Annotated in this window: 21 protein-coding genes; 11 read left to right on the forward strand and 10 right to left on the reverse strand. The window is 70.9% G+C overall.

Going from position 1 to position 26,675, the window contains the following annotated elements; genetic code table 11:
- The first annotated feature begins 71 nt into the window (after nt 1-71).
- Nucleotides 72-1,316, forward strand: coding sequence for an aromatic ring-hydroxylating oxygenase subunit alpha (locus ABD844_RS04775; RefSeq protein WP_344873339.1), 1,245 nt, complete (start codon nt 72-74; stop codon nt 1,314-1,316).
- Nucleotides 1,317-1,484: 168 nt separating this feature from the next.
- On the opposite strand, the gene ABD844_RS04780 is transcribed toward ABD844_RS04775, so the two are convergent.
- Together ABD844_RS04780 and ABD844_RS04785 are read right to left on the reverse strand one after the other, a co-directional pair.
- Nucleotides 1,485-2,387 (reverse strand): FAD-binding oxidoreductase, encoded by a 903-nt coding sequence (locus ABD844_RS04780; protein WP_344873340.1) that lies wholly within the window; start codon nt 2,385-2,387, stop codon nt 1,485-1,487.
- A 412-nt stretch (nt 2,388-2,799) separates the two neighbouring features.
- Nucleotides 2,800-3,627, reverse strand: coding sequence for an oxidoreductase (locus ABD844_RS04785; RefSeq protein ID WP_344873342.1), 828 nt, complete (start codon nt 3,625-3,627; stop codon nt 2,800-2,802).
- A gap of 120 nt (nt 3,628-3,747) precedes the next feature.
- On the opposite strand from ABD844_RS04785, the gene ABD844_RS04790 reads away from it, so the two are divergent.
- Entirely contained in the window at nt 3,748-4,179 is a 432-nt protein-coding gene (locus ABD844_RS04790; protein WP_344873344.1) for a MerR family transcriptional regulator, read from the forward strand.
- Nucleotides 4,180-4,415: 236 nt separating this feature from the next.
- Here ABD844_RS04790 and ABD844_RS04795 read toward each other — a convergent pair whose 3' ends face one another.
- Both ABD844_RS04795 and ABD844_RS04800 read right to left on the reverse strand, forming a co-directional pair.
- Entirely contained in the window at nt 4,416-5,645 is a 1,230-nt protein-coding gene (locus tag ABD844_RS04795; RefSeq protein ID WP_344873346.1) for an MFS transporter, read from the reverse strand.
- A 237-nt stretch (nt 5,646-5,882) separates the two neighbouring features.
- Nucleotides 5,883-6,476: a TetR/AcrR family transcriptional regulator gene (locus ABD844_RS04800; protein ID WP_344873347.1), complete on the reverse strand. Its 594-nt coding sequence runs from the start codon at nt 6,474-6,476 to the stop codon at nt 5,883-5,885.
- Between the two features lie 80 nt (nt 6,477-6,556).
- Between ABD844_RS04800 and ABD844_RS04805 the strand changes: the two genes are divergently transcribed.
- The 8 genes from ABD844_RS04805 (at nt 6,557) to ABD844_RS04840 (ending at nt 15,471) form a co-directional block, all read left to right on the forward strand.
- Nucleotides 6,557-7,507 (forward strand): alpha/beta hydrolase, encoded by a 951-nt coding sequence (locus tag ABD844_RS04805; protein WP_344873348.1) that lies wholly within the window; start codon nt 6,557-6,559, stop codon nt 7,505-7,507.
- Nucleotides 7,508-8,433: 926 nt separating this feature from the next.
- Nucleotides 8,434-8,595, forward strand: coding sequence for a hypothetical protein (locus tag ABD844_RS04810; RefSeq protein WP_344873349.1), 162 nt, complete (start codon nt 8,434-8,436; stop codon nt 8,593-8,595).
- Nucleotides 8,596-8,671: 76 nt separating this feature from the next.
- Nucleotides 8,672-9,187, forward strand: coding sequence for a MauE/DoxX family redox-associated membrane protein (locus tag ABD844_RS04815; RefSeq protein WP_344873351.1), 516 nt, complete (start codon nt 8,672-8,674; stop codon nt 9,185-9,187).
- Nucleotides 9,184-9,729, forward strand: coding sequence for a TlpA family protein disulfide reductase (locus ABD844_RS04820; RefSeq protein ID WP_344873352.1), 546 nt, complete (start codon nt 9,184-9,186; stop codon nt 9,727-9,729). The genes ABD844_RS04815 and ABD844_RS04820 overlap by 4 nt, the downstream gene beginning before the upstream one ends.
- On the forward strand, nt 9,726-11,525 hold the full coding sequence (locus tag ABD844_RS04825) for an ABC transporter ATP-binding protein (RefSeq protein WP_344873354.1): 1,800 nt from the start codon (nt 9,726-9,728) through the stop codon (nt 11,523-11,525). Before ABD844_RS04820 ends, ABD844_RS04825 begins: the two co-directional genes overlap by 4 nt.
- Nucleotides 11,522-11,884 (forward strand): S26 family signal peptidase, encoded by a 363-nt coding sequence (locus ABD844_RS04830; protein ID WP_344873355.1) that lies wholly within the window; start codon nt 11,522-11,524, stop codon nt 11,882-11,884. The genes ABD844_RS04825 and ABD844_RS04830 overlap by 4 nt, the downstream gene beginning before the upstream one ends.
- A gap of 450 nt (nt 11,885-12,334) precedes the next feature.
- Nucleotides 12,335-14,413 (forward strand): SCO7613 C-terminal domain-containing membrane protein, encoded by a 2,079-nt coding sequence (locus ABD844_RS04835; protein ID WP_344873356.1) that lies wholly within the window; start codon nt 12,335-12,337, stop codon nt 14,411-14,413.
- Between the two features lie 50 nt (nt 14,414-14,463).
- The gene (locus tag ABD844_RS04840) at nt 14,464-15,471 is read left to right on the forward strand and encodes an NAD-dependent epimerase/dehydratase family protein (RefSeq protein ID WP_344873357.1); all 1,008 of its coding nucleotides are present in this window, start codon (nt 14,464-14,466) and stop codon (nt 15,469-15,471) included.
- A gap of 6 nt (nt 15,472-15,477) precedes the next feature.
- On the opposite strand, the gene ABD844_RS04845 is transcribed toward ABD844_RS04840, so the two are convergent.
- The 6 genes from ABD844_RS04845 to ABD844_RS04870 all read right to left on the reverse strand — a co-directional run bounded on the left by ABD844_RS04845 (nt 15,478) and on the right by ABD844_RS04870 (nt 25,142).
- On the reverse strand, nt 15,478-16,686 hold the full coding sequence (locus ABD844_RS04845; RefSeq protein ID WP_344873358.1) for a cytochrome P450: 1,209 nt from the start codon (nt 16,684-16,686) through the stop codon (nt 15,478-15,480).
- Nucleotides 16,683-20,417, reverse strand: coding sequence for a type I polyketide synthase (locus ABD844_RS04850; protein WP_344873360.1), 3,735 nt, complete (start codon nt 20,415-20,417; stop codon nt 16,683-16,685). The genes ABD844_RS04845 and ABD844_RS04850 overlap by 4 nt, the downstream gene beginning before the upstream one ends.
- A complete protein-coding gene (locus ABD844_RS04855; protein WP_344873361.1) occupies nt 20,417-21,478 on the reverse strand; it encodes a ketoacyl-ACP synthase III family protein in 1,062 nt (353 codons plus the stop codon). Before ABD844_RS04855 ends, ABD844_RS04850 begins: the two co-directional genes overlap by 1 nt.
- Nucleotides 21,479-21,505: 27 nt before the next feature.
- On the reverse strand, nt 21,506-22,555 hold the full coding sequence (locus tag ABD844_RS04860) for a ketoacyl-ACP synthase III family protein (protein ID WP_344873362.1): 1,050 nt from the start codon (nt 22,553-22,555) through the stop codon (nt 21,506-21,508).
- A gap of 44 nt (nt 22,556-22,599) precedes the next feature.
- On the reverse strand, nt 22,600-23,481 hold the full coding sequence (locus ABD844_RS04865) for a phytanoyl-CoA dioxygenase family protein (RefSeq protein ID WP_344873363.1): 882 nt from the start codon (nt 23,479-23,481) through the stop codon (nt 22,600-22,602).
- Between the two features lie 110 nt (nt 23,482-23,591).
- Complete coding sequence (locus tag ABD844_RS04870; RefSeq protein ID WP_344873365.1) at nt 23,592-25,142, reverse strand: FAD-dependent monooxygenase; 1,551 nt, start codon at nt 25,140-25,142, stop codon at nt 23,592-23,594.
- Nucleotides 25,143-25,374: 232 nt separating this feature from the next.
- Between ABD844_RS04870 and ABD844_RS04875 the strand changes: the two genes are divergently transcribed.
- Nucleotides 25,375-26,655: a cytochrome P450 gene (locus ABD844_RS04875; RefSeq protein ID WP_344873367.1), complete on the forward strand. Its 1,281-nt coding sequence runs from the start codon at nt 25,375-25,377 to the stop codon at nt 26,653-26,655.
- Nucleotides 26,656-26,675: the final 20 nt, after the last annotated feature.

Here is a 26,675-nt window from a genome sequence, read left to right on the forward strand (position 1 = left end):
GGCCGGTAGTGTCAGGGGATGTCTGACCATGTCCAACCCCATGTGGCGACAACTGGGGCGACGAGCGGGGTGTGCCCGGCGACCTGCTGGACGGCGCGCCGGATGCCGGCATTCAGGGGTTGTCCCGACCACCCGGTAGCGAATTGTCACTGATTCGGTGGGAGCATTCGATGAAACAGCAGGAACAGATCGACCTCATGAAAGAACTGTTCGCGCTACGGGAACAGGGCCGCAACAAAGAAATGCTGGGCAAGACGGTCCGGGTGCCGGTGGAAAACTACACGTCCCAGGAGATCCTCGATCGGGAGATGGCGCGGATCTTCCGGACCCACCCCATCGTGGCCGGCCATGCCTCGAACGTACGCGAACCCGGCTCGTACCTGCTCAGCGACTGGAACAAGTTCCCCTATGTCGTCGTCCGTGACAAGCAGGGAAAGCTGCGCGGCTTTCTCAACCAGTGCCGCCACCGTGGCGCGCGACTGGTGTCGGGCGACGAGAAGCGGCTCAAAGCGTTCGTGTGCCCGTTCCACAACTGGACGTACGACCTGGACGGCTCGCTGCTGTCGGTCACCCGTGAGTACAATTTTCCGGACCTGGACCGCAGCGAATACGGGCTGAAAGAACTCCCGGTCGTCGAGGCGGGCGGCCTCGTCTGGATTTACCCGACGGCCGACGCCGAGATCGACCTCGAGTCCTATCTCGGCAACATGCTGAACGATCTGGTCGATTTCCGGGTCGACGAACTCGTGCGGTACCGGAAGACGAAAGTGATCAAGGAGGCCAACTGGAAGCTCCTGATCAAGACTTATCTTGAGGGCTATCATGTGCCCTACCTGCATCGCACCACGTTGTCGAAGATGTTCAGAAAAGGCGTGCTGTCGCATTTCGAGCACGGCCCGCACATCCGAATGGTGGCCGCCAGGACGAACATCGAGGACGCGTTAACCCTCGACCCCGAGTCATGGCGCATCCTCGAATACGCGTCCGTGTACTATGTGCTCTTCCCGAACACGTTCTTCATCATGCATCCGGACTATGTTTCCATCAACATTTTCTACCCGGAGGGCCCGGACCGTACGATCTGGACGCACGAGATGCTTTACCGTGCGCCGGATTTCGCCGACGAAAACGGCCAGGACGGCCTCGCCAAGCGTTTCGAGTTCACCAACGACACCGTGTTCGACCAGGAGGACTTCGCCGTGGCGGAAAACGTCCAGGAAGGTCTTCTGTACGGCGCCAACGAGTTTCACACCCTGGGGCTGGAGGAGGGACTGCTCGCCATGTTCCAGGGAAGCATCGACGATCGCCTGATCTGACACGCGTGGACCGGTCTCATACGGTCGCCTGTCGGCCGATCATCCGGTGTGCGCGTGTGGCAGACCGACGAGTACGAACGCGACGGCCTGAGAGCAAGCAACGGAACTGTCCTGGAGGCCAGTGCGACCAGCGGGCCCGAAACTGCTCCTGGCCTCGGCGGCAGCTCGTCAAGGCCGTACGCGCGCGCCGGCGTCCTCTTCGGGAGGGATGTTGAAGTTGATCCGGAACATGTTGCCGGGGTCGTGGACGGCCTTGAGCTCGGTCAGACGGAGGTAGTCGCCGGGCTGGTAGGCGGTGCGGACCAAGGCCGGGTCGATGTCCTCCACACCGGCGAAGTTGAGGTTCATGCCGCCGGTGCCCCAGGGGCGCAGGTCCGCCGGCATGCGGTCGCGCCGCTCACGGCTCTCGAGGGCGGGCGGCGCGCCGACGAACAGGGAGAAGTCCGCGTCCCTGCCGCCGACGCAGTTGGGGATCTCGGGCGGACGGGCGTAGGCGCCGCCGAAATGCCGCAGCTCCGCGATGAACGGCGGCTGCGCGTCCGGGCCGGCGTGGGTCAGGAGCGTGTCGACCGCATCCTTGTCGATCTCGCGCAGGAGCACGTTGCGGTCATACGCCTGGTACGGGGCGTCGGTGGGCTCGTGGTGAATGGTGCCGACCTCGGCGTAGGGCATGTCCCGCAGCGTGTCCATCACCGCGGGGCCGATCTCCCGAAGTGGCCGCACCAACTCCGCACCGCCTTCGGCGCCGCTGAAGGCGATCCGTACGTGGGCGACGAACCTGCCGCGCAGCGGCGCCGGCACCATCGGCAGGTCCGGGTTGCGGGCCAGGAGCACCGAGGAGGCCATCTCCCGCGGCAGCGCACGGCTCCACTCGGCGTAGGCGTGCAGGACGTCGGCGGTGGCGTCGGCGGGGAAGTACAGGCCGCCGCCGTAGAGCCGGGAGACCGGGAACAGCGCGATCTCCATGCCGACGACGATGCCGAAGTTGTCCTTGCCTCCGCGGACCGCCCAGAACAGATCGGGGTCACTGCCGGGGGAGACCTCGCGCAGACGGCCGTCGGCGGTGACCACCCGCAGCCGCCGTACGTGGTCCGCGGCGAAGCCGAAACGGCGCCCGAGAAGCCCTGCACGGCGCCGTCCGCCGCCACCGACGGGCTGTGGCCGCCGGCCAGCACGCCGACGGCCCGGCCCTGTGCCGCGGCCATCCGTACGGCGGCCACCACGTCCCGCGAGCCGGCCGCGCCGACCACGAACGCGGGCCGCGACTCCACGGCCCGGTTCAGCCCCATCCGCTCGGCGTCATATGCGTGCTCGCCAGGCCGGAAGATCCGGCTCGGAGATACGTTCACTCACGTCAACGTATTCCGCTAGACGGTGGCAGTCTTGTACGAATCGGACATCACGCCGTCCGGTGCGATCGGTGCCGCCGAGCGTGCGCGCAAAGCGATCGAGGGACGCTTCGATTTCCCTGGTGAGAGGGCGTTCAGAAGCCGGTCGAGAGGGCGATGGGCCGCCATCGGTCCAGCTCGTGGCGGACGAGATCGAGCTTGGCCGTCACACGCTCGACCGCGTCCGCCCCGAGTTGCAGGCGCAGCGGAGGATGGTCGGCCGCCACGACGTCCACGATCGCGGTGGCGGCCTTCGCCGGGTCGCCTGGTTGACGGCCGTCGTTGGCGGCCACGGCCGCGCGGGTCGGGCCCGCGCCGGCGTCATAGTCCGCGATGGACGCGGGCTGGACCTGAAGGCTCGCGCCGTTGAGGAAGTCTGTGCGGAAGCCGCCCGGCTCGACGATGGTGACCCGCACGCCGAGCGGCGCCAGTTCGCCGTGCAGCGCTTCGGAAATGCCTTCGAGGGCGAACTTCGTCGCGCCGTACAAGCCCGAGCTCGGGGCTGTCGCGAACCCGGCCACCGAGCTGATGTTCAGCACGTGCCCGGACCGCTGGGCACGCAGCGTGGGCAGCGTCGCGCGCAACGTGTTCAGCACGCCGAAGACGTTGACGTCGAACAGGTCGCGTGCCGCCTTGTCGGACACCTCCTCGACCGCACCCACCAGCCCGTACCCGGCGTTGTTGACCACAACGTCGATCCGGCCGAACTCGGCCACCCCCGCGTCGACCGCGGCCTGCAGTTGCTCCTGAGAGGTGACGTCCGCGGTCACGGCCAGCAGCCCGGCGGGCTTCTGCGGGTGTGCTCCGAGCACCGCCTTCCCGTCCCGAGCCGTGGCGACGACACTGTGCCCCCGGGACAGTGCTTCGCGCACGATTTCCGCCCCGAGGCCCCGCGACGCTCCGGTGACGAACCAAACACCCATGATCTTCCCTCATCCGCTCGATCGATTACCTTTCAACGCTATTAGCTAGAGTCGGCTCTAGATCAAGCGGTGTCGGCGGCGGTGTGACGGGAGTCGCTCGTGGATTTGAGTATCGGCGAGGTGTCTAAGCGCAGTGGGCTGAGCGTCCACGCGCTGCGCTTCTACGAGAAGGAGGGGCTGTTCGCCAACCCCATCCGCCGCACGCCCGGCGGGCAGCGGATCTACCGCGAGGAAGACCTCCAGTGGCTGGCGAGCTGCGCCAGACTGCGCTCCTCGGGAATGTCGCTGGCGGCGATCCGGCGGTACGTCGAGCTGATGCGGCAGGGGCCCGGCAACGAACACGAGCGCCTGGCGTTGCTGCACGATCACGAAAAGCGGGTCGAGGCGCAGATTCATGAGCTTCACGAATGCTTGGACGTGATCAGATACAAGGTCAAGGCCTACGCGGAGTACGTCGCCCGCACCCAAGCAGGCGAGCTGCGGGATCCCACCCCTCCGGACGCCGAGGCGGACTGTCACCGAGCCGCGCCAGCGGGCCCCTCCACGGGTTGAAGGTGGCCACCGCCGCCTGGAACAGCGGCGCGCGGGGCCGGCGAGGATCTGGGTGAGCAGGCCGCCGAAGGAGTGGCCGATGATGACCGGTTTGCGGGCCAGCGGTCAGCACGCACCTGTACCGGATCTTCCCGAAGCTGGGCATCTCCTCGCGGGCGCAGCTCCGCGACGCGCTCGGGCTCTGAAGCCCGTCGAGGAGGCCCACGGCGGTCCACCCGGCCAGGCCGCCGAGATGGTCAGACGCGGGCGCTCTGCGGGGAGCGGGGGCGGGCGGAGGCCGCGGCCTCGCGGACGAACGACAGGGCCACGGCGCCCGCGAGTGGACCCGCGGCCAGGGTGGCGAAGGCGGCGGCGAAAGACCCGGTGGCCTGGTAGACGGCTCCCACCACGACCGGCACGGCCACGCTGCCCAACTGCGCCGTCGCGTTCATCGCGCCCGCCGCCGAGCCTGCCAGCGCCGTTCCCGACAGCCCCGCCACCATGGCGACCAGCAGCGGCGTGTACAGGTAGGCCCCCAGCCCCGCGAACGCCGCCATCACCAGGAACGCCGACTCCGAGGTCAGGCCGCCGAACACGAGCAGGCATCCGGCGAAAGCCACCAGCACCGCCAGCGCCGGTCGTTTGCGGCCGACTCCGGCCAGGTCCGTGGCCAGACCGATGACCGGCTTGCCCACCGCACCCGCCGCCGCGAACACCACGACCACGGTCCCCGCCGCCACCGGGTCGATTCCGTGCCCGTTGACCATGAGGGCGTTGGACCAGGTCACGAACCCGTACGTGCCCCACAGCCCGCCGAAACCGGCCAGGCCGAGCAGCAGCAGGTCGCGCTCGCGTACGAGACGGCGCAGCGGCGGTGGCCGCTCCGACGGCCCGCGCCGGTCGCGCAGCAGCGCCAGGCACAGCAGGGCGAGCCCCATCGACACGATGCCGAACAGTTGGTACGAGGCACGCCAGTCGTACACCTGGATCAGCCGGGGCACGATCGCGTTGGCGATCATCGTGCCGAGGGAGGAGGCCATGGTGAACACGCCCATCGCCAGCCCGCGTTCCCGCTCGGCGAACCAGGAGGCGACGAGCTTGACGCCCGCCGCGAAGTCGGCCCCCGCGCACAGCCCGATCAGCGCCTGCACCGCGATCCCCGCGCCGGCCGACGACACGGACCCGAACGCCACCATGAACCCGCCGGCCGTGAACAGCGATCCCGACAGGACGACCCGGCTTCCGATCCGGTCGCCGAGCAGCCCGCCACCGAGATTGGACAGCACATAGCCGACGTAGTACGCGGTCGCGAACGCTCCCAGACCCGCCAGCGACACTCCCAGCTCCGCCCCCGCCTGGAGCGAGGCCGGGCCCCAGGTGGAGCGGTCGACGGAGGTCATGGTGAGCGAAGCCCAGCAGAGCAGCAGCACGACCCACCGGCGCCGGGACCTCCCCTCGACCGGCGGTGACACTGTGTAATCACTCACATGCGGATACGTTACAGCCCGCTCACCGCAGAGCGCCCCACAAGAGCGGCCCGCCATGTCAGGACCTCCACGTTAGGACCTCCACGCCGGCCCCATCGCCGCGCCGTCCACACGCCGTCCGGCGCGACGGTCTGGGCGTTGTCGCAGGCCGGTGGCGTTTCCGCTCAGTGGCCCCCATCCACAGGGTGTCGGGCTCTCCTCTGGAGAACTCCCCCGGAGGCCGCCGTGCGCGCACCGTCATCGCGGTGCGGCGATTCCGTTGAAGATCGCGTCACATAGGCGGTCGACGAACTCGGGCGTGATGTCCTGCCGGACCAGAAAGCGGTAGAGCACCGTGCCGAAGAGCATCTCGGCCACCATGACGGCCGGTATCCCATCGCGAAGTTGCCCTCGCCGCTCCGCATCGGCCAGCCGGGCGGCGAGGTGCGATTCGGCGGTCGCGGTGAAGCGGTCGTACAGGTGGGTGGCCACCGCGTCGCTCTCGGCCGCGGCGGAGGCCAGGGCGCGCACCAGGCCCCCGGCCGCCGGATCGCGGTCGACGAAGTCGACGAACGCCATCAACCAGGCGCGGACGTCGCTCCGGAGGTCGCCGGTGTCGGCCACGACGCGCATGTCGGCCAGGACGTAACCGGCCAGCACGCATTCGGCGACCACCGCGCTCTTCGACGGCCACCACCGGTAGACGGTCTGTTTGCCCACCCCGGCGGCGGCGGCGACGCGGTCCATGGAGAGCTTGTCATAGCCGTGTTCGGCCAGTTGGTCGCGGGTGGCCTCCAAGATGGCCCGGCGGGCGGTCTCGCTGCGGACCCGGCCACGTCGAGGCTCGGACATGTTGACAACCCTAACAACGCCCGTACACTGAGACCTCTTACGAGACAGATTGTCTCGTAAATAGTTGGCAGGTGAGACCCATGACAGACACCCTGCGACCAGCGCGCCCGATCCCCACGAGCATCAGCGAAGCGGCCCGCGCATACCTGGCGCTCCCGCCCGCCCCGGCAATCGGTTACCCCGCCCTCGACGACACCGAAGGGTGGCTGAAGCTGGTAGAGGCCACGGACACGGCCATCCGCCGGCGGGTCGAGGGGTTCGACCTGCCCGTCACGGCCGACGAACAGCAGATCGCCGGCGTCCGCACCTATGTAGTGCGCGCCGACGGCGTCGCCGACGACGACACCACACCGATCTACATCAACCTGCACGGCGGCGCGCTCATCAGCGGCGGCGGCGACCTGTGCCGGCTCATGGGCAGCGTGACCGCGCTGACCAACGGCATGCTCACCTGGGCCGTCGACTACCGGATGCCTCCACTGCACCCCTATCCGGCCGCGCTGGACGACAGCCTGGCGGTCTACCGCGCGGCGCTGGAACTACGCGATCCGGGCGACATCTTCGTCGGCGGCGGATCGGCGGGCGGCAACCTGGCCGCGGCCTTGATCGTGCGCGCCAAGGACGAGGGGCTGCCGATGCCTGCCGCACTGGTGCTCACCACCCCCGAGATCGACCTCACCGAATCCGGCGACACCTTCCACACCCTCGACGGCATCGACAGCGGGCTGTCCAGTCTGATGCAGGTCAACCTGCTGTACGCGAACGGCCACGATCTCGCCGACCCTTACCTGTCGCCGCTGTTCGCCGACGTGTCCGGATTCCCGCCCACCTTCCTACAGGCGGGCACCCGCGACCTTTTCCTGTCGAATGCCATCCGCATGCACCGCAAACTGCTCGCGGCCCAAGCGGAGACGGAACTGCACGTCTTCGAAGCCATGCCGCACGGCGGGTTCGGCGGAGCCACTCCGGAAGACCTCGAAGTCCGCGCCGCCATCCGCCGGTTCCTCGACAAACATCGTCGCGCCTCCTGAACGCGCTCACGAGCTCGAGTTGATTGAGCAGCACGCCCCAAGTCGTAGCTATGGCGCAAAGTGCTGCTCTGTCCGCGAATGTCGCTTTCCAAATGCCGAGGAATGTCGCTCGGTGCCGTGCCAGGTTGGGGTTCCGGCGGGCATCCATGGGGTGGCCGGCGTCTCTTGGCCATTCTCGCTTCATATTCACTGAGAACACGGCTCAGCGAAGCCCCGACAGCTATTGACGTGCTGCCTGACCTGCGCGAACGGGGCCATGTCTGTTGCGCATTCCGGTGGCCGGCCAGATCGCCGGAGCCCTGTGGCAGAAGGCGCTCGACGAGAACCACCCGTTCGACGTTGCCGGGCCCGACGATAAGCCGCTGCCTCCCGGGCTGTCTGGCGGCGCAGCGCACCTTCTATTCCCGACGCAGTTTCCAGTGCGACGCCGTCACCGCCCGACCGAGTTGCGCTCTGACCATGGAGGGACATCCACCACTCCATGGGCGTACGGCGAGTTGGCCGTGCAGATGGACGGTGACGGTGACGCGGCCCGTCGAGAAGCGGAGCGCAATGTCAGGACACGCGGGTTGAAACGGCTGATCGCTCGATTGGGAAGCGGCCCTCGGTATCGCACACGACCTCCATCACGAAGGGCATCTCCGGCCGTCGACATAACCCGATGACCGGCGAGCCTCATCGCCGTTTTCCCACGAGGTCTCCGATCAGTTCGAGGCAGGCGTGTCGGTCGTCGACGAGTGGCGCCGCTGCGGGTGCTGCCCCCGGTCCCCGGCCCCGACCCACGCGGCGCCGTCCGCGGGGTCAAGACGGGCCCGTTGACGCCTCCAGGGGAGGCAGTAAGACATTCCGGTCAAAACTCTTGCCGTGGCCGTGGCGTTGTGGTCTCCTAGTCCGCGTCCGAGTTGTTGATCACGAAAGGAGCTGGAATGAAGCAGTTTGCGCAGCGTGCGGGTGAGCGGCTCGTCGGCCTGGTGCTGCCGAAGGTGGAGGCCGGTGCGTGCGTGCCGGAGAACGGCCAGTGCTGCAGGAAGGGCTACCGCTTCAACTGCCTCGGTAGCTGTTCCTCCAAGTCGTCGTCCTGCCCGTGAACACCCACTGATCGCAGTGGTCGGCGGGGAGGCCACCGTGTGCCCCGCCGACCTTCACATCCGCCCGGAGGCTGCCGTGCTCGACCTGCTTGCTCGCGTGCTGCTCGCCGTCGTCTTCTTCGCGGCGGTCGTGGGGAAGATGCGTTCCCGGCAGGGGTTCGCCGAGTTCCGCGACTCTGTCGCGGCAGTCGGGCCGCAGTGGCTGCCCGCCGGTCCCGCCGCCGGTGCGGTCGTCGCGGGGGAGGCCGCCACCGTGGTGCTGCTCGCCGTCCCCGGCACGCGGCTCGCCGGCTACGCCCTCGCGGCCTTGCTCCTCATTGTGTTCTGCGCCGGTATCGCCCGCGCGGTCCTCGCCAGGCAGTCCGTACGCTGCCAGTGCTTCGGCGCGGGCGGCGGCCTGCTCGGCCCGCAGCACCTCGTCCGCAACGGCCTGCTGGTCGCCGTCTCCGTCGCCGGCGCGCTCGCCGGTGACGTGCCCGCCTCCGCCCAGGCCACGCTGGTGGCCCTGGTCACCGGAGCGTTCCTCGGCCTGCTCACGACCCGCTGGGAGGACGTCGCGTTCCTCCTCGTTCCCGCCGGGAGAAACCGTTGACCCTGCTCACCACCGCCGTCGTCCTGCTGGCCGTCGTGGTCGCGGTGCACCTGCTGTTCACGTTCGGGCTGGTCGCCAGGCTCCGGGAGCTGCAGAAGAACGGCGGCGGCGGCGCCCACGTCCACAACACGCAGGTGCCGAAGCCCGGGACGGTCGTCCGCCCGTTCTCGGTCACCGACACCGACGGCGCCACGATCACCGAGGCCGACCTCGACGGCCCGGTCCAGGTCGGGTTCTTCCAGGTCGGCTGCGGGCCGTGCCGGATGCTGTCCGATGCGCTCGTCAGCGCCCCGCCGAAGGCCCGGTTCGTGTCCATCGTGAACGGTGACCCGGACGCCCCCGACGCCACCGAGCGGCTGATCGCCAAGGTCGGCGGCCTCGGCCGGGTCGTGGTCATCGGCGTCGACGACCCCGTGCTGACCTCGTTCGAGGTCGTCGCGTACCCGACGCTGCTGTACACGCACAGCGGCGTGGTGACCGCGTCCGGCACCCGGCTCGACGACTTCGCGAACGCCAGCGGCGCCCCGGCACAGGTGGCATGACCCGATCCGCCTCCCGCGCGGGGGTGGCGGCGCTCGCGCTGCCGTTCCGGTCCGCGCCGGTGAGCGCCACCATCGCCCTGGCGCTCACCGTGTTCGCGGGCGCCGCGCCCGCGACCGGGGCGTGGCTGACGATGTTGCTGGTCAACGAGCTCACCTCGGGTGCGCCGAGCACGGGCCGGGCGGTGTTCCTCGCCATCGCCTCGGCGGTCGCCGGTGGGCTCGCCATCGCGCTGCTCTACCTCGCCGGCTACCTCGGCGAAGTGGTCCAGCAGCGGGTCACGCTGACCGTGGAGAGCCGGTTGTTCCAGCGGGTCGCCGCCCTGCCGGGGCTGCGGCACATCGAGGATCCCGCGTTCCACGACCGGCTGCGGCTCGCCGAGCAGGCCGCGCAGGAAGCGCCCGGCACGGTCTCGCAGTTCGCGCAGGAGCTGGTCCGCTCGGTGGTGCTGCTCACCAGCTTCGCGGGCGCCTTGCTGGTGGTGTGGCCGCCGATGAGCCTGCTGCTGCTCGCATCGGTGCTGACGGCCGTGCTCGCCAGGCTGGCGACCGCGCGGCGCGAGGCGGCCACCGAGGAGGCGTGGGTGGCCACCGACCGACGCCGCCTGTTCTACCGGGCGCTGCTCACGGATGTGCGCGCCGCCAAGGAGATCCGGCTGTTCGGCCTCGGCACGCTGCTGCACACCAGGATGATCGACTCGCTGGCGACGGTCTCGCACGCGCGGCTGTCGGTGGCACGCCGGGGCGCACTGGTGCAGAGCGGGCTCGCGCTGCTCGGTGCCGCCGTCACCGGGGTGGGCACGGTCGTGGTCGCCACGAACGTGGTCACCGGCGGCTCGTCGGTCGGCGACCTGGTGCTGTTCCTCGGCGCGGTGGGCGGCGTGCAGAACGGGCTGACCGCCGTGGTGCTCCAACTCGGCGAGGCCAGCCGCGCGGTGCGGCTGTTCGGGCATTACCTCGACGTCCTCGACACCGGCGACGACCTGCCGCCCGGCACGGGCACGCCGGCACCGTCGGCGGCCATCGAGCTGCGGGACGTCTGGTTCCGGTACGGCGAGGACGGCCCGTGGGTGCTGCAGGGGGTGAACCTGACCATCCCCGCCGGCGCCGCCGTGGGCCTCGTCGGCGTCAACGGCGCGGGCAAGAGCACGCTGGTGAAACTGCTGTGCCGGTTCTACGACCCGCAGCGCGGCACGATCACCTGGGGTGGCGTGGACCTGCGCGAGCTGGACCTCGCGGCACTGCGCGCGCGGATCGGCGTGGTGTTCCAGGAGTTCATGACCTACGACCTGACCGCGGCAGAGAACATCGGCATCGGGCAGGTCCAGCAGCTCGACGACCGGTCGCGGATCGTCGCGGCGGCGCGGGCGGCACGGGCCGATGACACGGTGGCGGCACTGCCCAACGGGTACGACACCGTGCTGTCCAGGACCCACACTGACGACGGCGAACGGGCCGGTGTGACGCTGTCCGGCGGGCAGTGGCAGCGGGTGGCCCTGGCCCGCTGCCTGATGCGCACCGACGCCGAGCTGATGGTGCTCGACGAGCCGACCTCGGGGCTGGACGCCGAGGGCGAACACCGTGTGCACAGCACCCTGCTCCGGCACGCGCAGGGCCGTACCCGGCTGCTGATCTCCCATCGGATGTCCGCGCTGCGCGGCGCGGACCTGATCGTCACGCTCGTCGACGGCCGGATCGCCGAGCAGGGCAGTCACGACGAGCTGATGGACGCGGGCGGCGAGTACGCCCGGCTGTTCCGCCTCCAGGCCGGCGGCTACCAGGATGCGAGGGTGCGATGATCGGGTGGATCAGGGTGACCGTGCGGGGCAACAGCATGTCGCCCACCCTCCGGGACGGCCAGCGCCTGCTCGCGCGGCGGCGGCGCCGGGCGCCCCGGCGCCACGAGGTGATCGTGTTCCGGGTGGCGGACGAGCAACTGCCGCACCGGATCAAGCGGGTCGCCGCGATCGCCGGTGACCCGCTGCCGGACTGGCTCGTGCCGGTACTGCCGGACGTGTCGCACGTACCGGACGGGTTTGTGGCGGTGGTCGGGGACAACCCACGTTCGCAGGACTCCCGCCAACTCGGCCTGATCGACTGTCGCGACATCCTCGCCACCGTCCCCGGAACGTCGGCTCGGTCGATCAGCCGGGAGTAGGCGCTCGCGCCACGGTGGCCACGCCCTTACCCGGCCAGGCCGTCGCTTGTGGTTCCCGGCGACAGTGGTTCGCAAGGATGCCGCGGTGATATACGGGTCTCCTCGACAGACTGAAGCGGAGTGCCGGTGCGTGAAGGTATGAGATGTCCGGACTGCGGTGCGCTATTTACCGGGCCCCAGGAGCCGGAGTCCAGGTGCCCGAGGTGCGCGCTGCCTCTGCGGGAGGCCGCCGCGCGCGAGCTGTGGCAGGTGGACCAGACTCTCGCCCGGCTGAGGGATCGACAGGCGGAGCTGCAGGCTCGCCGTACGGAACTGCTCGGCGTCCTGCGCGCCGGTGCGGCGGGTCAGGGGGTCGCAGGCGCGGGTGCCGCGGTTGCGGCGGCTCCTGATGTGGGTGCGCCCGGAGTTGCGGGGCCTGGAGGTGCGGGGCACGGTGGCGCGGGGCGGGAGGTGTCTTCGGGTGCCGCGAAGAATGTCCTGCTCATCCTCGGTGGCCTGCTGCTGACGGTGGCGGCGGTGGTGTTCACCGTGGTGAGCTGGGGGCGGCTGGGCATCGGCGGGCGCGCGGCCGTGCTGGCCGCGTTCACCACGCTGGTCATGCTGGCGCCGGTCGTGCTGATCCGGCGTAGGCTCACCGCGACGGCCGAGACCGTGGCCGGGTTCGCGGTCGCGCTGCTGCTGCTCGACGGCTACGCGGCCAGGCAGGTGGGATTCCTCGGGGTCGACGCCCTCGACACGCTGCACTACACGGCGGGGGTGCTCGGGCTCACCGCGCTCATCCTGGCGGCCTATGCCCGGCTCACCCGGCTTCGCGGACCCGCTCCGGTCGCCGTGGTGCTGGCGCAGCCGATCCTGCCGCTGCTGGCCGGCGACTTACCGGGGACCTGGCTGGTGGCCATGCTGGTGGCGACGGCGACGCTGGACGTCGCGCTGGTCCGCTACGGCCGGGGAGCGGTGAGGGCGACGGCCGCCCTGGTCGGCAGCGGGGTCGCGAGCCTCGCCCTGCTGGGCGGCGTGCCGTACGCGCTGGGGTCTCCGTCGGTCGGCGAGGCCCTGGTCAGGTCGGCGCCGCTGGTCGCGCTGGCCCTGCTCGGCGGGTTCGTGACGTGGCTGCTGGCCAGGCCGGGCAAGGCCGAGGGGGAGATCTGGGCCGCCGGGGTCGCCGGCGGAACCGCTCTCACGCTGATCGCCGTGGTGGCCGCGCCGGCGCAGCCGGCGCTGGACGGCCTGGGCACGGGCTGGCGTCCCCTGGCCTACGTCGTCCCCGCGCTCGCGGTGGCGCTCGCCGCCGGTTGGCTGCCCTGGCGGAGGGTACGGCTGGCGGGCATGGCCATCGGCGGACTGGTGGCGCTGTTGACCACGCTGACGGCGGCGCCTCGGCTCGCGGCCACTCTGGTGGCGCCGCTCGCCTGGCTGGACGTGCTCTGGACGGGCACGTGGACGGGAGGGGAGTGGCAGCCGTCCGAGATGGCGTCGCCGACGGATGTGGTGGTGCTGGGCACGGTGGCGGCCGCCCTTCTGGTGGCGGCTGTGCGCGGCACCGGCGGGTCGCCGGTGAAGGCGGCGGCGTCCGGTGCGTTGGTGTCCGGGGCACTCATGGTCGCGGTCGCCCCCCAAGCTTTCGCGGCGCCCCACCCGGCCGCGGTGGCGGTGCAGGTGGTGCTGGCCGTCGCGACGGCAGCGGCCGCCACACTGGGTGGCCGGGTGCCCTGGTGGGCGGTGGCCTGTGCGATCGTCGCCGGTTCTGCCTCGGTGCGGGCGGCGGCGTACGCGTTCGGCAGTGAGCAGGCGACGCTGATCGTGCTGCCGATCCTGGCGGTGGCCGCCACCGCCATGGCGCTGGTGGCCGGGCTGAAGGAGTTGCGGGTCTGGGGGATGGGCTCCGCCGCGCTGTTCTTCGGGCTGGAGGCGGTGGCGGTCGGTTTTTCGCTGGGGCTGCGCGTCCTGGTCGCGATGAGCGTGGGGTTCGCCGTGGCCGGGGTGCTGGTGCTGCTCATGTCGCTGCGGGCGGGTACGGCCGGGAAGGGCCTCAGGTACACCGGCGTCGTGCTGCTGTTGCTGGCCTCGTGGCTGCGGCTGGGGGCCGACGAGGTCACCGTCGTCGAGGCGTACACGGTGCCGTGCTCGCTGGTCCTGCTGGGAGTCGGCTGGTGGCGGCGGCGCGGCGCGGCGGTTTCGTCCTGGGCGGCCTACGGCGCGGGCCTGTCTTTCACGATGCTGCCGAGCTTGGTCGCGGTCTACTCGGACGCGGAATGGCAACGGTCTCTGGCGCTCGGCGTGCTGGCGTTGGCGGTGCTGTTCGCCGGGGTCCGGGTCCGGCTGCAGGCGCCTACGGTGATCGGAGCGTTCGTGGTCGCCGGGGTCGCGGTGCGGGAGCTGGCTCCGTACGTGTCGGAGATGCTCCTCACGGTGCCGCGCTGGGTGCCGATCGCCGTGGGCGGGCTGCTGCTCGTGGTGGCCGGGGCGACGTACGAGGCCCGCATGCGGGACCTGCGCCGGTTGCGTGACAACCTGACGGCGATGGGCTGACGCTCCGCCATCCAGGTGATCATCTGCCGGTCGGGAGTTAAGATCGGTTGATGACGGTTCACGGCCGAAGCGCCTTTATCATCGGGGGCACGGGGCAGATCGGCCGGGCCACGGCCGCCCGGCTCATGGCGGCCGGGTACGCGGTGACCCTTGGCCATCGCCGGCCCCGTCCGGACGCCGCGGAGCCGGAGGGGGCAGCCTCGGTCCAGGTCGACCGGGCCGACACCGAGGCGCTGCTCGAGGCCCTCGATGGCCACGATCTGGTCGTGGACACGGTCGCGTTCACGCCATACCACGGCGCGCAGCTCGCCCAGTTGGCCGGCCGCGTCGGCTCGCTGGTGGTCATCTCGTCGGGAGCGGTCTACCAGGCGCCCGGCCTGCCGGTGCCGATCCCGGAGACGTGGCCGACGGTCGAGCGCGACACCCACGACTATCCGGCGGGGAAGGCGGCGCTGGAGCGCCGCCTGCTCGCGACGCCCGGCCTGCCGGTCAGCATCCTGCGGACGGGCGTGCTGCACGGCCCGTACGGCAAGTCGCTGGATCACTGGTCGTTCATCAAGCGGGCGCTGGACGGGCGGCCGTACGTCGTGCTCGCCCAGGACGGGCGGAGCCGGTTCCCCACGTCGGCGGTCGCGAATGTCGCCGAGCTGATATTGCTTTGTGCGCAGCACCCTGCCGCGCGGGTTCTCAACATCGCCGATGACCCGCTGACCGTCGCCGAGATCGGCGCCCGGATCTTCGCCGTCATGGGCCACGAGGCGGAGATCGTCACTTTCGCGGGCCCGTCGCGTCCGGACGGCCTGGGGTTCAACCCGTGGAATGTGCCGGAGCCGATCGTGTTCAGTATGGACAGAGCCCGTGCCGAGCTGGGATACCGCCCTGCCGTCTCCTACGACGACGCGCTGCGCCAGGTCGTCGAATGGGCCGTCCACGCCGTGTCCGAGGCCGAGGCGGGCGGCGGGGGCTGGCAGGACGTCTTCCCTGATCTGATAGCTCGTCACGGTCCCGACGTCTGGTTCCCCTATGCGGCCGAGGACGCCTATGTCGCCGGCGCGTAGGGGGCGCTACCAGGTGACAGGCATCGCGTGCAGTCCGAAGAACGGGGCGTCGTCGGCGAAGGGCAGCTCCTCGACCCTGATCGCCAGCCGCAGCGTCGGCAGCCGGGTCAGCAGCGTGCCGTAGGCGATCTGCAGCTCGGCGCGGGCGAGGTTGCGGCCGATGCACTGGTGTATCCCGTGGCCGAAGGCGAGGTGGTGGTGGGCGGAGCGGCGGAGGTCGAACTCGTCGGGGTTCTCGAACGCCCGCGCGTCACGGTTGGCGGACGCGGCCAGCACCGTCAGGCGATCACCGGCGCGGATCCGGGCAGAGCCGAGGTCCAGGTCGGCGGTCGCGATCCGGTCGAAGCTGACCCAGTCCTGCACCGAGTGGAAGCGCAGCAGCTCCTCGACCGCACCCGGCAGCAGGCTCGGGTCGGCGCGCAACGCGGCGAGCTGCTCCGGATGCCGCAGCAGCGTGACCACGCCCAGGGAGATCGTGTTCGCGGGTGAGTCGTAGCCCGCGAGCAGCAGGAGAAAGCCGATGTTGACCAGCTCGTCCGTGGTCAGCTCGCCGGTGGGCAGGTGTCTGGCGGCCAGCCGCCGGATCATTCCGGTGTGCGGATCACGCTCCGCGCTGCGGATGAGTTCCCGCAAATAGCCGCGAACGTCGCTGGACGCCTGAGCAGCCACACTCGGGTCCATGCTCGTCACCGACAACATCCGCAGCCGTGACTCGAAGAACTCGTGGTCGCCGGCCGGGACGCCGAACAACTCGCAGAGCACTCGCGAAGGGACCCGGCGCGCGTACGAACTGACGAGGTCGGCGGGCGCCCCGGCCTCCAGCAGCTCGTCGACCGCTGTGTCGGCGATTCGCTGGAGGGCCGGCCGCATGGCGTCCATCGGGCGGGCGCCCAGCTCCGAGATCAGCAACCGCCGGAACCGGCTGTGTTCCGGTGGATCCAGGTCGACGAAGAAGCCGTCGTCGGGGCGGTCGTCGTCGGGTCCGCGCGGGCGTTCCGGGCGTCCGGTGTTCGAGCTGATCCTCGGGTCGCTGAGGATCTGCCGCGCCTCGGCGTGGCGGGTGACCGCCCAGACCGGTGCGCCGTTGGGCAGGGTCGCCCGGACGACCGGCGCGGTGGCACGCATCCGCCGATACTCGTCCGGTGGTGCGAACGGGCAGGTCCGCGCCATCGGAAAGGTCGGCGTCGCGGGTGTTTCCTGCTCGGACGTGCTCATCGCGCCTCCCCGTTCGAGCCGGACACCACCCCGGCGATGTAATCGGAAACGGCGGCTATGGTGGGCTTCGCCCACAGCAGCGTCGCCGGTAGCGAGCACCGGAACCGCTGCTCCAGCCGCCGCCTGACGACCACGGTGAGCACCGAGTCGAGTCCCTGCTCGATCAGCGGCCGGTTGGGCGACAGGTCGGCGGGGGCGAGCCGCATCTCCTTGGCGATCTGGGCGCCGACCTCCTCGATCAGGAAGGTGCGCAGTTGCTCTGGCTCCAGGTCGGCGAACGATTCTGCGACCCGATCGCTTCTGGAGCCGTTCTCTCCGGGGGACGGCGTGTCGATCACCGGATACCGCAGCCCCGACAGCCAGCCGACGACGGCGCCGGTGTCGTCGGTGATCCGCACCTGCACCGTGTCCGTGTGCTCGTGGTCGAGGAACACCTCGATGTGCACCGTGTCCGTCGGCTCCCCGACCGTGACCAGCCGATCGACGTTCGTCACCATGCGGAGCAGCGGGTCGCCGGGGAACGCGCTAGGCGCCACCGACATCGCCGCGTCCAGAACGGGGGCCCACGTGGCGGCCGATCCGCACCGTACGCGGGCGCGCAGCGCGCCGTACCCGCGCCGCAGCTCCTCGACGCTCCAGTCGAACCCGGTCTCCGGTACGCCGACAGCGGCCAGCCGCTCGGTGACCAAGCCGGGTTCCGCCGAGGCGAGCGGCTGCGACCGGGGCGCCGGCGGCTGTCCTGGCGCGGCGGGGATCGCGGCCGTGGCGATCGTCTGCCAGGCGCCGTCAGGTTCACCGGCGACACGGGCGGCCAGCCGCAGCTCGGCGCCCTGCCGGACGATCTGGACCTCGCGGCGATCGGCGGTCAGCAGCGGAGCCGACATCGTCACTTCGCCGAGCGCCTGACGACCGGCGGCGGCGAAGAACGTCACCGCGAGAACCGCGGCCGGTACGATCTCCACGCCCTCGATCGCATGGCTGCCCGGATACGGCCGGGTCTGGTCATCCAGGACGGTCCGCCACAACCGGACGTCCGTCCCGACCAGATCCACATGCTCGCCGAGCAGCGTGTGCGTGTCCGGCTCGTGGCCGCGGCCGCTGGTGTCGGGGGGCGACGGCGCGCGCCAATGCCTGCGCCGCTGCCAGGGATACGCCGGGAGCACGACCGGCCCGCCGGCGGGTTGCAGCCGGTGCCAGTCCACGTCGAGGCCGACGCAGTGCGCCGCGGCCACGGCATTGAGCATGGCCGCCTGGGCGGGCAGGTTCCTGCGCAGCGACGCGCCCACGAAGACGTCCTCGTGCCCGCCTTCGCCCAGCGTCTCCAGCACCGAGTGCGTGACGACCGGGTGTGCGGAGATCTCGATGAACGCGCGGTATCCGTCGGCCGCCGCCGCGGTGACCGCGTCGGCCAGGCGCACCGGCCGGCGCAGGTTGGCCGCCCAGTACGCGCCGTCGAAGCCGGGCGTCTTTCGCGGATCCTCCAGGGCCGTCGAGTAGACGGCGATGCCGGGGACGCCGGGTGTCAGGTCGGCCGCGGCCGCGGTCAGGTCCGTCATGAGCGGATCCATCTGCGGTCCGTGGAACGCCACGTCCGAGGCGACCCGGCGGGCCGGAATCCCCTCGTCGAGCCAGCCCGTCAGCACCTCGGCCACGGCGTCGGGGTCGCCCGAGACGACCGAGGAGCCAGGTGACGACGCGATCGCGGCGACCACACCGGGGTGATCCGCCAGTCGCCGCGCCGCCTCGGCGAACGGAAGCTGCACCATGGCCATCGCGCCCCGGCCCGCGACCCGGCGCAGCAGGCGGGATCGCCGGCAGATCAGCCGGGCGCCGTCCAGGCGGCTCAGCGCTCCGGCCGTCACCGCGGCGGCGATCTCGCCGACCGAATGGCCGATCACGGCGTGCGGGCGCACCCCGTACTCCCGCCACAGCTCGACCAGGCCGAGCTGCATCGCGAAGATCATGGTCTGGATGTGGTCGACCTCGGTCAGCTCTCCCACGCTGAGCGTCTTCCGCGGGGAGAACCCGATCTCGTCGGCGAACACCGGCTCCAGCTCGTCGATCACGGCGGCGAACGCCGGCTCGGTGGCCAGCAGTTCCCTGCCCATGCAGGCCCACTGCGAGCCGTGTCCCGAGAACACGAACACCGGCCCGGGACCGGGATCGCTGAGTGGTCGTCCCGTGGTCACCGCGTCGTTCGGGGTGCCGGCCGCCAGGTTACGCAGTCCGGCGGTCAACGCGGCCTCGTCCTGCGCGGCTATCACCGCCCGGTGCGACAGGTGAGCGCGGCGCAGTGCGAGCGTGTGCCCGAGGCCCGACGGCGGCACCCGGCCGACGACGTCGGCGAGGTTGCCCGCGGCCTGCCGCAACGCGGGCCGCGACGCGGCGGACAGCGGGAACAGCCGCCCGGCGGGTGCCTCGGCGGGCGACGGTAGGGCAGGCCCCTGTTCGAGGATGATGTGGGCGACGGTCCCGCCGTAGCCGAAGGCGGAGACCGCGGCACGGCGCGGCTGCGCGGAGCCGGGCCAAGGCGTCGGCTCGTCGACCACCCGCAGCCCGGCGCCGATCCAGTCGACGGCCGAGGTGGGGGTGTCGAGCCGGCTCGGCGGGATCTCGCCGCGGTTCACCGCCAGGACGGCCTTGACCAGGCCGGCGACGCCGGCGGCGCCCTCGAGGTGGCCGATGTTGGACTTGGCCGAGCCGATCAGCACCGGCTGCCCCGCCTGCCTGGCGGCCCCGTACACGGCGCCCAGCGCGGCGGCCTCGAGCGGGTCGCCGATCGCGGTGCCGGTGCCGTGCGCCTCGACATAGCCGACCGTGCCCGGATCGACGCCGGCCTGCCGCAGCGCCCGGCGCATGACGTGCTCCTGCGCCTGGCCGCACGGCGCCATGATGCCGACGGTGCGGCCATCCTGGTTGACGGCGCTGCCGAGGATGGTCGCGAGCACCGGGTCCCCGTCCCGTACGGCGTCGCTGAGCCGCTTGAGCACCACGACCGCCGCGCCCTCGCCGCGCCCGTAGCCGTCGGCGGCGGCGTCGAACGACTTGCTCCGCCCGTCCGGCGCGAGGGTGCCCGCGGCGTCGAGGGTCAGCGTCTCGCCGGGGGACAGGATGAGGTTGACCCCGCCTGCCAGCGCCACGTCGGTCTCCCCTGCCCGCAGGGCCTGCACGGCCAGGTGGACGGCGACCAGGGACGCCGAGCACGCCGTGTCCACCGCCAGGCTCGGGCCACGCAGGTCCAGCGCGTGCGACACCCGGTTGGCCACCGCGCAGGTGGCGGCGCCGATGCCGGTCCACGCCTCTATGTCGGGCAGATCCTCGAGCAGCCGGTGCCCGTAGTCACCTGTGCAGACGCCCACGTACACGCCCGCGTCCGTGCCGGCCAGCGCGGCGGCCGGTATCCCGGCGTGCTCCAGGGCCTCCCACGCGGTCTCCATCACCAGGCGCTGCTGCGGATCCATCAGCTCCGCCTCGCGCGGCGAGAGCCCGAAGAACTCCGCGTCGAAGTCCGCCACCTCGCTCAGGAAGTGGCCGTGCGCCACCGTGCGGCGGACCGCCGCCGCGTAGGACGGCCCACGGTCGGCATAGGCCCGCCAGCGCTCGGCAGGTGCCGGTCCGCTCGTGTCCCGCCCCTGGTACAGCAGGTTCCAGTACTCGTCAGCAGAGTCGGCGTCGCCGGGCAGCCGGCAGCCGATCCCGATCACCGCGATCGCTTCGGACGGTCGGTCCATCACGCGTCCCCTCCCCTTCGCCGCGACCACGCGGGTGACTCGAGAATTTCCACGACGGCGGCCGAGATGGTCACGCCGGGGCCGTAGGCGAACATCAGCAGATGGTCGCCGGGCCTCAGATCGCCACCGCGGACCAGGTGTTCCAGGGCGAGCACCTGGTCACTGGCTCCGCAGTGGCCGATGGTCCGGCCGAACTCCCAGGTCGAGCGGGACGCCGGGATGCCCAGCCGGTGCTCACAGATCTGATCGGCGATCTCTTGGGAGGTGTTCATGCATGTCATCCGGGTTACGTCCGCTGCCTTTATGCCGGCCTCCAACAGGGCGCGGTCGATCACCTCGACCATCCGTTCGTCCAGCGTCACGAGCACGCCGGTCCCTTCGCCGCCGGCGACCGCGCGCCGCCGGAACGTGTCGTTGTGCGCGGCGAAGTCCACCACGCGGCCCTCGGTCACGCCGGGCGGGAACAGCGGCTCGGCACACCGGTGCATCTCCTCGGCCTGCGACACCGACACCGAGCACACCGAAGCCAGCCGGGCGAATCCCGGCTCGGTGTCGAGCACGACGGCGCTGGCCGCGTCACCGGCGACGGCCCCCGGCAGCATCCGCCAGCGGTCGGCCAGCGGAGTGCCGTAGTTGTCGGCGGTGACCAGCAGCGCCGCCTGCCGCCCGGGTGCGGCCCGCAGGTAGCTCGCGGCCAGTTCCATGGCGGCGAACATGCCGTTGCAGCCCTGCTTGAGCTGGGTCGACAGGACGCCGTCGCCGACCAGATGGCGCTGCACGTACGCCTGTGGCGGCCAGCCCTCCGGACCCTGGTGCCAGGTGGAGGTGTACAGGAGGAGGTCCAGCTCCGTGGGGGAGCGGCCGCTGCGGGCCACCGCGCTGCGTGCCGCCCGCAACGCCATCTCCGGTGCCGGGACGTCACCGGCCACCGCGACGGAGGCGAGCCCGTGCAACTCGACCTCCTCTGCCGGGTACCAGCCCGCCGCCACCGCCTGGTGCACGTCCACCGTGTCGGGCAGGTACGAACCGACGCCGCTGAAGTACATGTCCGCCGTCTCCATGTCGCCTCCTGGCTCGCTCGAACAAGGTCAGTCCGGTCTTACCGAGGCGTACTCCGGCGGGATGTCCAGGATCCGCAGTACGGCGGAGGCCAGCGTGGTGCCGGCGCCGAACCCGACGAGCAGCAGGTGGTCGCCAGGGGCCAGCGCTCCGGTGGCCAGCAGGTGGTCAAGGGCGACGAACTGGTCGCTGACCCCGAGGTGTCCGATCTGGGCGCCGTACTCCCAGGTGGTGTCGGCCAGGGTCAGCCCGAACCAGTTGACACCGCGGTGCTCCACGTCGTCCCGGCGCACATGGGGGAAGGCCACCCGCGCCACGTCGTCGAGCGTGATCTCCGCCTCTTTGAGCGTGCGGTCGACCAGCTCCATCATCGTCGTCTCGATCGCCAGCATCACGTGGGCGCCGTCACCGTTCAGCAGGCGCTTGCGGAACTCCCGGTTGCGCGCGGCGAAGTCCAGCGGCCGGCCCACAGTCACGTCTGGAGGGAACATCGGCACGCCGCCGTCATTGACGGCCTCGGCCTCCGTCAGCACGGTCACGTTGACCGACCGCAGCTCGGCGAATCCGGTGTCCGTGGTGACGAGCAGCGCGCACCCGGCGTCGCCCATCACGGTGCCCTCGATCATCCGCCACCGGTCGACCAGCGGGGTGCCGTGGTTGTCGGCGCCGACCAGCAGCGCGGTGCCGCCCGGCCGCAGGTATCCGGCAGTGAGCTGGAGCGCGTTGAACAGGCCGCAGCATCCCTGCCGCAGCTCGATCGCCGGGACCTCCCCGCCGACCAGATGGTGCTGCAGGTAATACTGCGCCGCCCAGCCGTCCGGGCCCTGGTGCCAGACGTCGCAGTACAGCATGAGGTCGAGGCCGTGCGGCGACAGGCCGCCGGAGCGCTCGAACGCCTGCCGCGCGGCGCGCAGGCCCAGCTCCGGTGCCGGTACGTCGCCGGCCACCGCCGCGCCCACCAGGCGAAAGCGCTCCACCTCCGCGGCCGGGTACCGGCCCTCGGCGACGGCCGTCTCGATAGTGACCACAGGTGGCAGATGGACGCCGATACTGCGCAAGTACGTGCCGGGAGTGCGCATCTAACCCTTTCCTTCGGCATGGACACGCCGCGGTGCCGGGGACTTCACGGGGTGTGCGACGCCGCGACGGGGTCACCCGGTCCGTCGCGGAGCAGCAGCATCGGGTCGCTCAGCTCGTACAGGCCGCACATCGGTGGACAGGCCTCGTAGCCGAGCAGCCGCTGGATGTCCTCGGGGTAGCCGCGGACCACGTCCAGGGGGATGGACAGGTACTGGTTCTCCTCCTGGCGGAGGTTGCCGAGGTCGTAGGCGTACGACAGGCCGGTACGGGGCTCACCCGAGGCGTTGGCGCCGGCCCCGTGGTACGTGCTGCCGAGCCACAGCAGCGCGGAGCCGGCTCGCATCGCGGCGGGCACCGCCTCGTCCTCGCGTGGCCCGCGCTCGTCGTCCCATCGGTGGCTTCCCGGAATCACCCGGGTGGCGCCGTTGCGTGCGGTGAACTCGCTCGCGGCCACCATGACCTGGACCCGGCTCTCCGGGCCCGGATGGGTACGCAGGTGGGCCGTGTCGTCCCGGTGCAGGCCCTGGACCGGCACGCCGGGCTGGATCTGGATCGCCCGCGAGATGCCGAGCTGGATCGTCGGGACGAACTCGATGCGCTGCTCACCGAGCCAAGCTCGTACCGGCCGCTGCAGGAAGTGCCGCGCGGTGCCGAGAAAGTGCGGCTCTCTCATGATCGTGGCCGACCGCGCGCTGCGGCGGACCAGGCCCGGCAGGATTCGGGTCTTCTCACCGACCAGTCGCCCGTCGCCGTCCGCCTGGAGTTGCAGGGCCGGGCCCAGGTCCTCCCACAGGCCGTTGAGCGTGTCGGAGTCGATGAAGTCCTCAATGATCACTGCTCCGGCTGCTTCGACCGCTTCGATCGCCTCTTCGATCGTGGCCGAGGCGGGCAGGGTGGTCAGAGTCGTCGGCTGGGAATCGGTCATTCCGGCCTCCGGGAAGGGCTGTGTCCTGTTCGTGTAATGGGGTCTGCCCGAGGTGGTCTGCCCGGGGTGGTCCGTCCGGGTGGTCTGTCCGGTTGGTCTGCCCGGGGCGGTCAGGTGACCCGGGCGGGGTGACCGAACCACCGTGTGAGAGCACGGGGCAGCGACGCCTCGTCTGCGGGTGTGCTCCAGGCGACGAAGCCGTCCGGACGAATCAGCAGGGCGTCCGCCGGAGCCTCGGCGCATTCGGCGGTGACCACGTCGACCCGGTCGGACCAAGGCTCGGCGAGCGCGCGCAGCCGGGGATCGGCGCCGAGGTCGAGCAGCAGCGGCCGCCCGGTACGCTGCAGTTCGGCGAGCCGCACCGTGCCGTCCGCGCCGCCGTTCAGTGCGCCCTTCGCGTCGCCGTTCGCGGCTTTCAGTCGCAGGTCGGGGCAGTAGAGCCCGACCAGGGGGCCGGTCAGCGACGGGTCGTCCATGTCATATCTGATGTGCAGGTCGTCGACCACGGCGGTCAGCCGCCGGTTCGTGTCGACGTCGAGCAGCAGGTGGGTGAACAGCCGGCGCAGTGCGTCGACGTGCGGGCCTGGGCGCATCAACGCGATGGAGGCACGCTGCACCTCCAGTGTCTGTGCACCTACCGGATGTCGTTCCGAGGTATAGGTGTCGAGCAGGTCCTCGTGACACTGACCGCGCGCGACCGCGGCCAGCTTCCAGCCGAGGTTGAGGGCGTCGCCCAGGCCGAGGCGCAGGCCAGGGCCGCTCCACTGCGACTGGACATGGGCCGCGTCGCCGACGAGCAGGACCCGCCCCTGCCGGTAGGTCTCGGCCTGGCGCTCGTTGTCGGTGAATCGGTTGATCTTGTGGACCTTGGTGACCGTCACGTCGGTGCCGCTGAGCCGGCGCAGCGCCTCCTGGAATTCCGTGAGCGTGATCGGCGCGTCCCGGCTCGCCGGTGGGCCGATGAACTCGAGGGTGATGAACCGGGGCGGTCCCTCCTCGTACACCAGGAGCCCGTTGTCCTTGCGGAACCAGCCGGGCAGGTGGAAGTCGGGGTCGTCGATCTCCGCGAAGGCGCGGTATCCGGTCGTGATGCCGTCCGTTCCCGGGAAGGCGATGCCGGCCAGCTTCCTTACCGTGCTCCGGCCGCCGTCGCATCCGGCGAGCCAGTCGGCCTGCAACCGGTACTGCCCGTCCGGGCCGTCGACGTCGAGACGTACCCCGTCGCCGTTCTGGGTGAACCCGGTGAGCGTGTGGCCGCGCCGTACCTCGACGCCGAGGTCCGCGGCGCGTCGAGCCAGGTCCCTTTCCAGTAGTTGTTGGGGGACCAGAAGGTCCGGAGATTCCGGGCGGAGCACGAACATGGTGGCGAAATGCCGTGCGCCGGGAAAGGCCTTGGGCTGCAGACTGTCCGGCCGCCGCTCGCCCATGGCGATGCGCGTCCGTTGTTCGGCTGTCGGCTGCGAGGGGGGCCCGTCGACCCCGGCCATCAACCCGCGACGGTCCAGGATGTCAATGGCCCGCCCGGTAATGCCCTCGGCCTTCGGGTGCGTTTCGATTTCCGGCAATCGCTCGAGCACCACCACCGGTACACCGTGCAGCGCCACCTCGCACGCGAGCATGAGTCCAATCGGTCCACCACCGACAACCGCGACCTGTGCCATACATACCTCTGCTGGGGCCATGAGCCTGCTGGAGAAATCGTTGGATTGCCGACCACAGACCGGCAACATCGGCCGGGAGCGGTCATGTGTCCCGTGTGTTGGCAGATGTGTCTGTTCAGGTAGCGCCGATGCTAGGTCTGCGGTGCGAGAATTACTAGTGGTGGCATTTTCCGGATTTGTCATGCATAATCCCTTTCGTTTGTGATCAACGGCGCAGGCGGGAGGTCGCTTCATGAGCGACGGCCAGACAGCCCAGCCCTTGGAAACCGACCGACCCACCCCCTTCGACCCGCCCGTCGGGCTGAGGCGCCGAGCGCCGCTCAGCAGGCTGGCCTACCCCGACGGGCACCTCGGCTGGGTGGCCACCGGATACTCCGTGATCCGGGCCATCCTGGCGGATCCGCGGTTCAGCACCCGGCGCGAGCTGCTGCACCAGCCGGTCGGGGGCGAGCGCGCGACCGAGCGGCCGACACCCGCGGAGCCGGGCATCTTCCCGCACATGGACGCGCCAGAGCACACGCGCTACCGCCGCCTGCTGAGCCGCCACTTCGGGCCGCGGCGCGTCGTCGAGCTGACGCCCACGATCCGGCGGTACATCGCGGAGGCACTGGACGGCATGGCGGACGGCATGGCGGACGGCACGGCGGGCGGCACGGCGGTCGGCGGGGATCCCGTCGACCTCGTCGCCTCGTTCGCGATGCCGATTCCGGCGCTCGTGATCTGCGAGCTGCTGGGCGTGCCGGCGGAGGACCGGCAACGGATCCAGGCGGCCACCGCGGTGCTGAACGACCTGGATTCGCGCCCGGAGCAGGTGATCGACGCCGTGAGGTCGATCACAGGGACGGTACGCGGCCTCCTCGCCCGCCTGCCCGCCGGCGACTCATCGGACGACGGGCTGCTGGCGCACGCCGCGGCGACCGGCGGCCTCAGCGACGAAGAACTCGTCAACCTCGGGATGGTGCTCCTGGCCACGGGCCACCTGCCCACGTCGAGCATGCTCGCGCTCGGGGCGTTCGTCCTGCTGACCGACCCGGCCCAGCGGGCCCTCCTGGCGGCGGATCCGGAGCGGGCGGTCGAGGAGCTGCTGCGGTACCTGTCGATCCTCCAGTTCGACGTACGTCGCACCGCACTGGTCGACGTCGAGATCGACGGCCAGGTCATCGCGGCCGGCGAGACCGTGGTGCTGTCGCTGCCGGTGGCCAACCGGGATCCAGAACGCTTTCCCGACCCCGACACCCTGGACGTGACACGCTCCGCGGCCGGGCACCTGGCGTTCGGGCACGGCGTCCATCAGTGTCTCGGGCAGCATCTCGCGCGGGTCGAGCTTCGCATGGCGCTGACCGCGCTCTTCGAGCGCTTCCCCGACCTGCGCCTGGCGGTGCCCCCGGCCGAGGTGCCGACCCGCGACCGCATGGCGGTGTACGGAGTGGACCGCCTGCCGGTCACTTGGGGCGTTGTTCTGGCAGACCAGCCGAGAGAGGTTCCAGATCGTGCGCTACCGGACTTTGGGTGACTCTGGCCTGCGAACGTCGG

The sequence above is a fragment of the Nonomuraea antimicrobica genome, assembly GCF_039536965.1.
In the GTDB taxonomy this organism is placed as follows: Bacteria; Actinomycetota; Actinomycetes; order Streptosporangiales; family Streptosporangiaceae; genus Nonomuraea; species Nonomuraea antimicrobica.